Consider the following 11,717-nt stretch of genomic DNA (forward strand, 5'->3'; position numbering starts at 1 on the left):
GGGCATGCCCTTGCAGATCTCCACGAGGCAGCTGATTTCGGCCGGGTTCGACGACCTGGAGCGCGCCAAGCGCTTTCTGGCCGACAAGGAACTGGCGGATATTGACCACCGGGCGCTCGTGGGCCACCTGGCCCATGCCGCGGACCCGGACCAGGCGCTGCTCGCGCTGATCCGCCTCATCCCGCACGCCCCGGCGGCCCTGGAACTGGCGCTGGGCCCACGCACCGCGCCGGGCTTCCTGCGCTTGCTCGGCGCCTCGGACGCCCTGGCGAACTTCCTCATCCGCGAACCCTCGTGCCTGGAGATCCTGCAGGCGCCCGCACCGGAACGCATGCACGGGCGCAATGCCCAGGAATTGCGCGCCGAGCTGCTGATCGCCGTGGGAGCCGACCCGGCATCGGGCATCCCCCCGGTGGCCACCGTCTTCGGCGAGGACGGACACCGGGTGTTGCGCGTGGCCTACCGCCGCGCCCTGCTCGGCCTTGCACACCGCGACCTCGGGGCAGCCGATGCACTGGCTGCCATGCCGGAAGTCGGACGGGAGCTGGCCGACCTTGCAGCGGCCGCCCTCGAGGGCGCCCTGGCCATCAGCCGGGCCGAAGCCCGGCACCGCTTCGAAGCCGAGGACATCGCCGACCTGCGCCTGGCGGTGATCGGTATGGGCAAGTGCGGGGCCCACGAACTGAACTACGTGTCGGACGTCGATGTCATCTACGTACACTCCAGCGACCGATTGGACGAGGATCTAGCCCATTCCCTGGCCAGGGAGCTTGCGATCGGCATCTCCCGGGCCATCGACTCCGCCGGGATCGAACCCGGCCTGTGGGAGGTGGATGCGAACCTGCGTCCCGAAGGCAAGGACGGGGCGCTGAGCCGCACCCTGGAGTCCCACGCCGCCTACTACGCGCGCTGGGCCGCGTCCTGGGAGTTCCAGGCGCTGTTGAAGGCCAGGGCGATCGCCGGGGACGCTCAGTTGGGCGCTGCCTACGAGGCCATGGTGGAACCATTGGTCTGGTCTTCCTCGGAACGCGAGGGCTTCGTGGAATCGGTGCAGCGCATGCGCCGCCGGGTCACCGCGAACATCAAGCCGGCCGAGTTGGCGTACCAGCTCAAGCTGGGCCCCGGCGGGCTCCGGGACGTCGAATTCACCGTCCAGCTGCTCCAGCTGGTCCACGGACGGGTGGATGAGACCGTGCGCGCGCGCTCCACCACCAAGGCCATCGCCGCGTTGAGCCTGGCCGGATACATCGGACGCGACGACGCCGAGAAGTTTGACCGCTCCTACCGCTTCCTGCGCGTGCTCGAGCACCGCATTCAGCTGGTGAACTTGCGCCGGACGCACCTGATGCCGCACAAGGAGTCGGGACAGCGCGTCCTGGCGCGTGCTGTGCGCTCCACCCTGGGTGTCGAGCTGTCCACCGCTGCCGGCCTGCTTGACCGCTGGGGCGACACCAGGCGCCTGGTGCGCCTGCTCCACGAACGTATCTTCTACCGGCCGTTGCTCAACAGCGCATCGAACCTTTCGGCCGACGAGGTGCGCCTGTCCCCGGAAGCGGCGCAATCCCGCCTGCGCGCCCTGGGCTACGTGGACCCCAAGGCCGCCATGCGCCACATCGAGGCACTGACCGGCGGCATGCGCAGGCGCGCCGCCCTGCAGCGGCAGCTGCTGCCGGTGCTGCTGGGGTGGATCGCCGAGGGCGTGGACCCGGATGCGGGCTTGCTGGGCTTCAGGCGGCTGAGCGAGTCGCTGGGGGAGTCGCACTGGTACCTGGGCATGTTGCGGGATTCATCCGCAGCGGCCGAGCGCCTGTGCAGGATCCTGTCCAACTCCCGCTTCATCACCGATCTCTTGGAGGTTTCCCCGGAATCGGCTGCCTGGCTCGGATCCAACAAGTCATTGCAGCCCCTGGGCTATGAGACGCTGTGGGGCGAGATCTCCTCGAAGCTGAAACGGAACCTCGGCTCCGACCAGGCCATCCGGTTGATCCGGGTGATCAGGCGCCGCGAGATCCTGCGCATCGCCCTGGCCGACGGAGCCGCGGTCATCGACCAAGACACCGTGGGGCGGGCCCTGGCCGACAACGACAGGGCCGCCATTCGCGGTGCCCTGGAGATGGCCCAGCGCACCGAATACGCCGCGACCCCGCAGCTGGGCGAGTTCCTGGTGGTGGCCATGGGGCGGCAGGGCGGGCACGAGATCGGCTACTGCTCCGACGCGGACGTGATGTTCGTCCAGCGCGCCTTCGACGAGGCCGACCAGCAGGGTGCACAGGAGCAGGCGCTGCGTATCGCCACTGCGCTCGGGTCGCTGTTGGGCAGGCCCATGGTGCCGGCGATCCAGGCAGAGCCGCGACTGGAAATCGACGCTGCGCTGCGACCGGAGGGCAAGAGCGGGCCGCTGGTGCGCTCCCTGGCCTCCTACGAGGAGTATTACCGGCGCTGGTCCCAGATCTGGGAGCAACAGGCGCTGTTGCGGGCCACCCCCATGGCGGGGTCGGAGAACCTGGCCGATGACTTCATGGCCATGGTCGACCCGCTGCGCTATGAACAAGACATGGGGGAGGAACAGGTTCGCGAGATTCGCCGGATCAAGGCGCGCGTTGAGGCAGAGCGGTTGCCACGCGGTGCCGAGCCGGAACGGCACCTGAAACTGGGCCGCGGCTCACTTAGCGACGTCGAATGGCTGGTCCAGCTCATGCAGCTGAAGCACGCCAAGGACCACCCGGCGTTGCGCACAACCTCCACGCGCCCGGCGCTGAAGGCCATTGCCGAGGCCGGTCTCATCCCCGCCGAGGAGGTGGCGCTGCTGGACGATGCGTGGTCCCTGGCCACCAGGATCCGCAGCGCGGGCCTGATCTGCACCGGACGGGTCTCCGACGTGTTGCCGAATTCCTGGCGCGACATGGAAGCGGTGGCCCGCTGGTGTGGTTACGCACCGGGCGAGGCCTCGGTCATGGAGGACGACTACCTCAAGACCACGCGCCGGTCGCGGCAGGTTTTTGAACGCCACTTCTATGGCTTTGAGGAAAGAACCGCCTAGGCTGATGGAAACAGTGGGGCCATGCGTTCGTCTTTGAAAGGGCAGGGGATAGCCATGCACGTCACCAGCGCGGAACTTGACCAATTGGTCGCCAGGGAATTCGAGAAGGCGTCCGCCTCAAACAACGGCCGCAGCGCCGTTGCGGTGCTCAACGACGGGCGCCTGCGCCACACGCTGATCACCCTGCTGGTCGGGTCAACGCTGAATGACCATGAAAAGCCCGAGGCTGCGACCCTTCAGGTGTTGCGCGGGTCAATCGTGGTGAACTGGGCAGGGGAGTCACGGTCGATCGCCCATGGCGCCTTGTTCGTGCTGCCCGATGCCATGCACAACGTGGTGGCGACCGAGGACAGCGCCTTCCTACTTACCTCGCTGGTCGGTTAGGGCCGGGGCGGAACCAAAAGCCGCCCTGCGCGCCACCAAACGGTGCACCAGCGCAGGCGACGAAGCCGTGTCCACCGCCCGATAAGGGCACATGCAAAAAAGTCCGTGCCGCTGCGGATGCTTCGTGATGAAGCAAACGCAGCCACACGGACTTTTTCATTGGGGGCCGGGGGATCCCGGCGCCCTACTTAGCAGCCGTAATAGAAGTCGAACTGGAAAAGGGTAATTGGCATGGGTTGAATGCCGCTGATTCCCACGTGATTCCGGGGTTTCTGCTGTTGGGTAGGAATGGCGAAAGGTGGCCGTTTGTAGACCTGTTGCGGACTCCCTGCGGACTGCAGCCCCGTGAGTACCTAACCGGGAAGGTCCACTAAGCACCGTGGGCGCCTAGCTTGACCGTGAACGTGCGCCGTGGTCACTTGGCCAATCATTGCCCCACCTGCCTAGACTCAACCTAAACCACTTGGAGGAATCATGAAGAAACCAGCTACCGTCGCCCTGCTGGCCCTCGCGCTCACCGGATGCGTGTCCGAGAGTTCCTTGCCTCAGGTCTACAGCCCTCCCGCTGTAGAGACGGTGACTAAAGAAGCCTCGGCTGAAGACCTCTCGCAAGCCTGGGCGGACACCCAGATCAACCACTTCCTGAACGGCTACGGAGCTGCGAGCTTAGCAGGCTTCATGGAAGGCACCCCGCACCGGAACATTGACTCCTGGTCTTCTCCCGAAGAGGGAGTTTTGGTGGTTGTGCTCTCAAGCAACAACTGGCGGGGGAAATACTTGCACACTCTCTCCTTCGACATAATGGGCAAAGCTGGCTGGGAAGACCCTAGGTTGAAGAAGGTGCGGGTCACCACCCACGACGGCTCGGCGTGGGAGGAAACTCGCCGCACCAGCATAGCGGGGCTTCACTAACCGACCTACCAAATGCCCGCACTCGCCTCCGCCCTCTCCGCATAGCCGCGCTCGCGCTCGCCACGAATTAGCCACGTAAACGCAAAAAGCCCCGCGTTGTCCTTTCGGATATCGCGGGGAATTCGGGCTTGATGTGAAGGTTGTCCAGGCGCGGTTACGTCACGCGTCGGCAAAGACAACTTTGGACGTTTATGGCCACTTATGGCCACATGCAGATGAGTCCGCACGTACCGCCTTGAACAATGTTCTGACGGCCCGTGCGGACTTCCTGCGGACTCCTCGCGGACTAGAGGCCTCTCAGCCCCTAGCAGCCGTAGTAGAGCTCGAACTCGTACGGGTTCGGACGCAGCGACAGCGGCTTGATTTCGTATTCGCGCTTGTACTCGATCCAGGTGCGGATCAGGTCCTCGGTGAACACGTCGCCCTCGAGCAGGAAGTCGAAGTCGTTCTCCAGGGCATCGAGTGCCTCGTCGAGCGAACCCGGGGCCTTCTGGATGTCCTTGGCTTCCTCGGCCGGGAGCTCGTAGAGGTCCTTGTCGATCGGGTCCGCCGGCTCGATGCGGTTCTTGATGCCGTCAAGGCCTGCCATCAGCTGTGCGGCGAAGGCCAGGTACGGGTTGGAAGCGGCATCCGGTGCGCGGAACTCGATGCGCTTGGCCTTCGGGTTCGAACCGGTGATCGGGATGCGGATACCGGCCGAGCGGTTGCCCTGCGAGTACACCATGTTGACCGGGGCCTCGTAGCCCTTGACCAGGCGGCGGTAGGAGTTCACCGTCGGGTTGGTGAATGCCAGAACCGCGGAGGCGTGCTTCAGCAGGCCGCCGATGTACCAGCGGGCGGTGTCGGAAAGACCGGCGTAACCCTTTTCGTCGTAGAACAGCGGAACGCCGTTGGCCCACAGCGACTGGTGGCAGTGCATGCCCGAGCCGTTGTCACCGAAGATCGGCTTCGGCATGAAGGTTGCTGACTTGCCCCAGGCATCGGCCACGTTCTTGACGATGTACTTGAACTTCAGGATGTCATCGGCCGAGTGGGTCAGCGTGTTGAACTTGTAGTTGATCTCGGCCTGGCCGGCTGCGCCGACCTCGTGGTGGCTGCGCTCGACCTCAAGGCCGGCTGCTTCGAGTTCCAGGCAGATGGCGTCGCGCAGGTCGGCCTGCTTGTCGGTCGGGGAAACCGGGAAGTAACCGCCCTTGAAGGGCGTCTTGTAACCCTGGTTGCCGCCCTCTTCCTTCTTGCCGGTGTTCCACGGCGCCTCGATCGAGTCAACCTTGTAGAAGGAACCCTGCGGCTTGGACTCGTACTGGACGTTGTCAAAGATGAAGAACTCGGCCTCGGGGGCAAAGAATGCGGTGTCGGCGATGCCGGTCGAGGACAGGTAGGCCTCGGCGCGCTCTGCCACACCGCGCGGGTCGCGGTGGTACGGATCGCCGGTGCGCGGGTTGATGATCGAGAAGTTGAACGCGAGGGTCTTTTCCAGGCGGAACGGGTCAACGAAGCCGGAGGTCACGTCGGGGATCAGCTGCATGTCGGAATCGGCGATGCCGGCGAAGCCTGCGATCGAGGAGCCGTCGAAAAGCTGGCCGTTGAGGAAGAAATCGGCGTCGACGGTGCGGGCCGGGACGTTGAAGTGCTGCTGGACGCCGGGAAGGTCGGTGAAGCGGATGTCAACGAACTTGACGTCTTCTTCGGCAATATATGCGATGACTTCTTCTGGACTCTTGAACATGGTCAGGGACTCCTGTGTGGGGTTTCTGCTGTGGCGGCTTGCGTGCCGCGACGTAAACGTTTGCCAACGTTTTTCTTCCTGTGTTATCAACACTAGACCCTAGCGATTACTCTCCTGTGTCTCGATTGTTTCCGTTACGTTACACACCCGGCGATTACCAAGAATACAGTGTCGGATAGATCACACGTATTACGTCCACTGTGTCCAGGGCCATCGATGCCCGATCTGAAATGCGGGCGGGACCACGGACGGGTGTGGCTTGCCCCGGTAGGCTTGGGAACGTGGAAAGAAAAGACTTTGGCTCGTGGCTCGAGGGCCCGCCGCAATTGAGCAATCAGGAATGGCCCGGCAAGCGATTGGGGCGCCCGGAAAAAGGGCCCGGATCGGTTGCCCGCATCGGCCGGCGAGTCGCCGCCCTGTTGTTGGACTGGGGGATCGCGATGCTGATCTCGCTGATCTTCTTCAACTCGGACCCCACTGCAAACTTGGTCATCTTTGCCGCCACTCAGATGCTCTTCGTCGGGGTCACCGGACACTCCATCGGCCACCGCGTCTTCGGGATGCAAGTCCAGGGCCTGGATGGCAGTGCGGTGAAACCCTTGACGGGGATCATCCGCACCGCACTGCTCTGCTTGGTGATTCCGGTTCTGTTCAGTGATTCCGACCAGCGTGGTTACCACGACCGGGTCGGCAAGACGATCCTGGTACGCATCTGATCGTTCCGGATCGCTGAACGCCTCGCGCAGCAGCAGATCGCAAGTACCGAGAAAAGAGCAAGGGCGGGTTTTGGAACCAAGTGGTTCCAAAACCCGCCCTTGCTTAACGGATCCCGTTCCTAGGCGCTAGCGCATTTGCTTGCGGTTCGGACGCGCGCGGTTGGGGTCGATGCCCTTGGGGATCGGGAGCTTCGCGCTGCCAAGTGTGCTCAAGCGCTTGTCGACGGCGCTGATTTCCAGCTTGGTGATGGACTTGGGAAGCTTCTTCATCTTCTTGCCGACCTCGGCAAGCGGGGTTTGGCCTTCCTCGTTACCTGCATTGATCACGTGGATCGGAACGTTGGGAAGCACGCGGCCCATGCGCCTGCGCTCGGCGTCAACCAGCGGGCGAACTCGGGTGTTCGGTCCTTCGGTGACAAGCACGACGCCTGCGCGACCAATGCCCAAGAACACCAGGTCCTTGGTGCGCGGGTTTACGGCGACCGGCTCTTCCTTCAGGATCCAGCCGCGACGCAACACGCTCATGGCCGCCCCGGCGGCACCCGGACGTCCCTCAAGCTGCGTGAACGCAGCTTTCTCGGCGCGGCGGGAGAGGATCATGGTTGCTGCGAGCAAGGCCAGCGGAAGCGCGATCAGCACCGCCGTGATCCAGTTGTTGATCAGGAGGCCAACGATCAGGCCCACAACAAGGACGCCAAGGGCAGCCAGAATCATCAGCCAGACGACCATGGGGTCGTTCTTGCGGGTCATCTGGAAGACCTGGCCCAGCTGTTTCAGCCGGCCCGGTTCCTTGTTGGCCTTCTCGGCCTTCGGCTTGCGCGAGAACAGTCCGCGCTTAGGACTTGCAGCCTCGGATGAGGCGTTATCGGTGTTTTTGGCCATAGTGATTCAATTCTACATTGATGTCGGCACCTGTTAGGAGCTGATCAGCGAGGAAGCTTCCTGACGGGTGTCGCCGGAGCTGGCAATGTGCGCCAGGGCCTCCGGGATCGGATTGCCCTTCTTGCGCATCGCGGCGGCCCACAGACGTCCGGCGCGGTAGGAGGAACGCACCAACGGGCCACTCATGACACCAAGAATGCCCATTTCCTCGGCCTCCTGCTGCAACTCGACGAACTCCTGTGGCTTGACCCAACGCTCGACCGGGTGGTGGCGCTCGGTGGGGCGCAGGTACTGCGTGATGGTGAGCAGGTCGCAACCGGCATCCACGAGGTCCTTGATGGCCTCGGTGATTTCCTCGCGGGTCTCGCCCATGCCGAGGATCAGGTTGGACTTGGTGATCATGCCATTGGCGCGGCCCTGCGAAATGACGTCCAGGGAGCGCTCATAGCGGAACGCCGGGCGGATTGACTTGAAGAGTCGCGGGACCGTTTCAAGGTTGTGGGCGTAGACCTCCGGGGCCGAAGCGCAGATCTCGTCAAGGTACTCGGGCTTGCCCGAGAAGTCGGGGATCAAGAGCTCGACGCCGGTGCCCGGGTTCAACTGGTGGATACGGCGCACGGTCTCGGCATAAAGCCAGGTTCCCTCGTCTGCGAGGTCGTCGCGGGCGACGCCGGTGACGGTGGCGTAGCGCAGCCCCATCTTCTTCACGCTCATGGCGACCTTGAAGGGTTCGGCGCGGTCAATGGGCTGGGGCTTGCCGGTGTCGATCTGGCAGAAATCGCACCTGCGGGTGCATTCCGAGCCGCCGATGAGGAAGGTTGCTTCCTTGTCTTCCCAGCATTCAAAGATATTGGGGCAGCCTGCCTCTTCGCAGACGGTGTTCAGGCCCTCGGACTTGACGAGCTTTTTCAGGCCAACGTACTCGGGGCCGATGTTGATCTTCGCCTTGATCCACTCGGGCTTGCGCTCGACCGGGGTTTCGGAATTTCGCTGCTCGATGCGCAGCAGGCGGCGACCTTCGGGTGCGGCACTCATGAACGGGCTCCTTCGGGGGTTGTAGCAGTCAGCGCCACGATCGGGCTCAGCAAGGCATCCAGCTCTTGTTCAACGCGGTCGAGGACATCGGCGGGGGTGACGGTGGTTCCGGTTTCCAGGCTGATGCTCGTGACACCTGCATCGGTGATTCCACAGGGGATGATTTGCGCATACGGTGCCAGGTCGTTGGAGCAGTTCAAGGCAAAGCCGTGCATGGTCACGCCATGGTCGACGCGGATCCCGATCGCGGCAAGCTTGCGGTCCGAGCCGCCATCGGTCCCGGCGATCCAAACACCGCTGCGGCCCTTGATGCGGGTGGCGGCAATGCCATAGCCGAGCGCAACATTGATTAGGGCCTCTTCGAGAGTTGAGACGTATTCGCGAATGCCCTTCATATCAGACAACCGAACAATCGGGTACCCGACCAGCTGACCCGGACCATGCCAAGTGAGCTTTCCGCCGCGATCGACATCGATCACCGGGGTGCCGTCGACCGGCAGGTCTTCCGGTTCTGTCCTGCGACCGGCAGTGTAAACGGCCGCATGTTCCAGCAGGAAAACGACGGGCCCGGAATCCCCTTCGGTCACATCCTTGTGTACCTGGCGCTGCATGTCCCAAGCAACGCGGTAATCGACCAGTTCCGGGGCATGGCCGATTCGCTCGAATTTGATGGTCATGGCGACAACAGTACGCGTTTCCCCTGCCGCCCTCGAATCGGCTACACATTGTTGCTTGTGGATAACTTAAGCACAGAAATTCCATTGCGCGTAGAAAAGAACCATGGAATCCCAGAAAGAGCCACCGCCATTTCCGCGGATCGATGGATATCGCACGCTTCGGCACTTGGATGAGGGCTCGGGCGGCAGCATTTGGGTCGTTCAAGACGGCACGACGCATGAGGAACTGGTCGTCAAGATCCTCCTAAATGACGCTCCCGGGAGTGCCGTTGAGGCCGAAGTGCTGCGACTCGATCATGAGTTCCTGGTGGAATCATTTGGCATGATCGAAACCTCCCTCGGCCCGGGCGTCCTGATGGAATACTGTCCTGCCGGCTCGGTCGCCCAGATTGTGGCGGTGCGGGGGCCGTTGAATGTGGGGGAGACCATCACCGTCATGGCACCGATCGCCGAAGCGCTGGCGTTTTTGCACGCCCGGGGGCTCACCCACGGTGACTTGAGCCCGCGGAACATCCTATTTACGGCCGCCGGGAAGCCAAAATTGGGGGATTTCGGAACGCATCGGGTGGTGGGAGAGACCCCCGGGGAGTATGGAACGCAGGGTTTTTGTGCCCCGGAAACCTGCTCGGGTGCAGGTGCTGGCGAACTGCAACCAGCCCGGGATGTCTACGCCCTGGCCGCCTGCGCGTGGTATCTGCTGACCGGCAGGCCCCCCAATGCCACGGCCCGCAGGGTTCCGCTGGGAGCCATGGTTCCGGAAGTCAACGACGAATTCGCGAAGCTTCTGGAGCAGGGGCTGGATCCTGATCCGGAGGTTCGTCCGAGCGCGGCCCAGTTCGGGCAACGCATCTTCGTTGCGGGAACGCCGGAAGCAGTGGAGCTGAGCGCCGCAATCGAACCGGATGCGCTCAAACATATGCTCACCACGCGCCAAACGCCCGCCGCTAAAGGGCTGCTGGGCAGGGGCCGACGTACCGGAAACCCGACCGCGGCGGACAAGGTGATGCTGAAGGAACGCAAGGCCCAGATCAAGGCCCAGCAGAAACCGGTGCCGCGCCGGCTGCGGGCGGTGTTTGAGGTCAAGGCCGGTCCGGAGGAACAGACCGAGTCCGCAGGGGGAGAGCAGCGTTGGGCACAACAACACCGAATCCACGGATTGAAGCGCGGAAACCGGAATCTGGCCGCGGCCGCGGCAATGGGGCTGTTGGTGGTGAGCATGGCGGCAGTGACAACCAGCATGCTCAAACAGACCAACGAGATGGCCATTGCCGGGCCTCCGCAGGCGCAGGTGGATGCCGCCCCGCCGGCCGCGGCGCGTGCCGGTGAAACGGATTTGGAAGAAGCGCCGGAAACGCGTCGGGAACTGGTGCTGGTGGCTGCGGAATTGTCGGCGCGCCGAGATCGTGGCCTGATGGACGGGAGCTTGGAGGAGCTAAGCAAGGTCCATGTGGTGGGATCGCCGGCACTGGCAGTGGACGCAAAGGTTGTGGCCCGCATGCAGGACCTTGGACTTCGGCTTGAAGCGCTGAAGACGAGACTGAACGAAGTTTCCGTACTGCCGGGGGAGAACGCGTTGGAGGCGACCATCGAGGCGACGAGCGTGCAAAGCGGTTACCGCTATGTCGATCGAAAGGGCGTGGTCATCGCCAGCGCCAAGAAGTCCGAAAGCCAAAGGGTGCGCATGGTCCTGCGGTTCGTCGATGGATCCTGGCGGATGTGGCAGGTGACCGGATCAAAGTGACCCGCCTGGGTCGGTGTGCCGGGACCGCCTGCACGGCGTCGGCACACCGACGGCACGGCAACTAGTTCAGGTGGGCGTCCAGGGTGATGGAGGGGACGGCAGCCAATGCGACGGAGACGGGGCATCCTTCCTTGGCGGCGTTTGCGTGCTTCTGGAATTCAGCGGCATCGATCCCCGGAATGGTGGCCGCGAGGGTCAAGCGGATGCCGCTGATCTTGGCGCCGTCGGTGGTGTCGAAGTCCACCTCGGCGGTGGTTTCCAGCTTCTCGGCCACGTGGCCGGCCTGCTTGAGGATGTTGCTCAGTGCCATCGAGAAGCAGGATGCATGGGCGGCGGCGATCAATTCCTCGGGGCTGGTCTTGCTCTCGGCTTCCTCGGTGCGGGCCTTCCAAGTTACCGGGAACGTTCCGAGGCCCGAGGTCTCGAGGGTGGTCGCCCCTGACCCGGACGCCAGGTCTCCTGTCCAAACGGTGCTTGCGCTTCTGGTGGTGACTGCCATGGTGACAACTCCTTGAATCTGCAACTGGACGAAGGCGAGCGCCTCCACGGCAATCCTATGGCCCGGGACAGTCGAACCCAAGGAACCTCTTAAATGGCGGAG

General features: G+C 63.6%; 10 protein-coding genes. 5 read left to right on the forward strand and 5 right to left on the reverse strand.

Annotated features, from left to right (window positions below; genetic code table 11):
- Positions 1-4: 4 nt before the first annotated feature.
- From ACIPUB_RS14785 to ACIPUB_RS14795, 3 genes are all read left to right on the forward strand, one after another.
- Positions 5-3,040 carry a bifunctional [glutamine synthetase] adenylyltransferase/[glutamine synthetase]-adenylyl-L-tyrosine phosphorylase gene (locus tag ACIPUB_RS14785; protein ID WP_407608052.1) on the forward strand — a complete coding sequence of 1,012 codons (3,036 nt, stop codon included), beginning with the start codon at positions 5-7 and terminating at the stop codon, positions 3,038-3,040.
- 54 nt (positions 3,041-3,094) lie between these two features.
- Positions 3,095-3,424 (forward strand): hypothetical protein, encoded by a 330-nt coding sequence (locus ACIPUB_RS14790; protein WP_407608053.1) that lies wholly within the window; start codon positions 3,095-3,097, stop codon positions 3,422-3,424.
- A 474-nt stretch (positions 3,425-3,898) separates the two neighbouring features.
- A complete protein-coding gene (locus ACIPUB_RS14795) occupies positions 3,899-4,336 on the forward strand; it encodes a hypothetical protein (RefSeq protein WP_407608054.1) in 438 nt (145 codons plus the stop codon).
- A gap of 304 nt (positions 4,337-4,640) precedes the next feature.
- On the opposite strand, the gene glnA is transcribed toward ACIPUB_RS14795, so the two are convergent.
- Positions 4,641-6,065 (reverse strand): type I glutamate--ammonia ligase, encoded by a 1,425-nt coding sequence (gene glnA, locus ACIPUB_RS14800; protein ID WP_264270621.1) that lies wholly within the window; start codon positions 6,063-6,065, stop codon positions 4,641-4,643.
- Positions 6,066-6,346: 281 nt separating this feature from the next.
- Between glnA and ACIPUB_RS14805 the strand changes: the two genes are divergently transcribed.
- A complete protein-coding gene (locus ACIPUB_RS14805; RefSeq protein WP_372342932.1) occupies positions 6,347-6,781 on the forward strand; it encodes an RDD family protein in 435 nt (144 codons plus the stop codon).
- Positions 6,782-6,907: 126 nt separating this feature from the next.
- Here the strand turns inward: ACIPUB_RS14805 and ACIPUB_RS14810 are convergent, their stop codons facing one another.
- From ACIPUB_RS14810 to lipB, 3 genes are read right to left on the reverse strand one after another with little or no spacing between them, the layout of a single operon-like run.
- Positions 6,908-7,663, reverse strand: a complete 756-nt coding sequence (locus ACIPUB_RS14810; RefSeq protein WP_407608055.1) for a DUF4191 domain-containing protein — start codon at positions 7,661-7,663, stop codon at positions 6,908-6,910.
- A 33-nt stretch (positions 7,664-7,696) separates the two neighbouring features.
- Positions 7,697-8,698: a lipoyl synthase gene (gene lipA / locus ACIPUB_RS14815; protein ID WP_407608056.1), complete on the reverse strand. Its 1,002-nt coding sequence runs from the start codon at positions 8,696-8,698 to the stop codon at positions 7,697-7,699.
- On the reverse strand, positions 8,695-9,375 hold the full coding sequence (gene lipB, locus ACIPUB_RS14820) for a lipoyl(octanoyl) transferase LipB (protein WP_407608057.1): 681 nt from the start codon (positions 9,373-9,375) through the stop codon (positions 8,695-8,697). Before lipB ends, lipA begins: the two co-directional genes overlap by 4 nt.
- Positions 9,376-9,478: 103 nt before the next feature.
- Between lipB and ACIPUB_RS14825 the strand changes: the two genes are divergently transcribed.
- Positions 9,479-11,116, forward strand: coding sequence for a serine/threonine protein kinase (locus tag ACIPUB_RS14825; RefSeq protein WP_407608058.1), 1,638 nt, complete (start codon positions 9,479-9,481; stop codon positions 11,114-11,116).
- 61 nt (positions 11,117-11,177) lie between these two features.
- On the opposite strand, the gene ACIPUB_RS14830 is transcribed toward ACIPUB_RS14825, so the two are convergent.
- Positions 11,178-11,615, reverse strand: a complete 438-nt coding sequence (locus tag ACIPUB_RS14830) for an OsmC family peroxiredoxin (RefSeq protein ID WP_407608060.1) — start codon at positions 11,613-11,615, stop codon at positions 11,178-11,180.
- Positions 11,616-11,717 lie beyond the last annotated feature (102 nt).

It is taken from the genome of Paeniglutamicibacter sp. ORCA_105 (genome assembly GCF_045798545.1).
Lineage (GTDB): Bacteria > Actinomycetota > Actinomycetes > Actinomycetales > Micrococcaceae > Paeniglutamicibacter > Paeniglutamicibacter sulfureus.

Bases quoted from the DNA above. Each gene is read 5' to 3' on its own strand.
- ACIPUB_RS14825 (WP_407608058.1), top strand. From the start codon at position 9,479: ATGGAATCCCAGAAAGAGCCACCGCCATTTCCGCGGATCGATGGATAT.
- ACIPUB_RS14785 (WP_407608052.1), top strand. From the start codon at position 5: ATGCCCTTGCAGATCTCCACGAGGCAGCTGATTTCGGCCGGGTTCGAC.
- ACIPUB_RS14795 (WP_407608054.1), top strand. From the start codon at position 3,899: ATGAAGAAACCAGCTACCGTCGCCCTGCTGGCCCTCGCGCTCACCGGA.
- lipB (WP_407608057.1), bottom strand. From the start codon at position 9,375: ATGACCATCAAATTCGAGCGAATCGGCCATGCCCCGGAACTGGTCGAT.
- glnA (WP_264270621.1), bottom strand. From the start codon at position 6,065: ATGTTCAAGAGTCCAGAAGAAGTCATCGCATATATTGCCGAAGAAGAC.
- ACIPUB_RS14810 (WP_407608055.1), bottom strand. From the start codon at position 7,663: ATGGCCAAAAACACCGATAACGCCTCATCCGAGGCTGCAAGTCCTAAG.
- ACIPUB_RS14790 (WP_407608053.1), top strand. From the start codon at position 3,095: ATGCACGTCACCAGCGCGGAACTTGACCAATTGGTCGCCAGGGAATTC.
- lipA (WP_407608056.1), bottom strand. From the start codon at position 8,698: ATGAGTGCCGCACCCGAAGGTCGCCGCCTGCTGCGCATCGAGCAGCGA.
- ACIPUB_RS14830 (WP_407608060.1), bottom strand. From the start codon at position 11,615: ATGGCAGTCACCACCAGAAGCGCAAGCACCGTTTGGACAGGAGACCTG.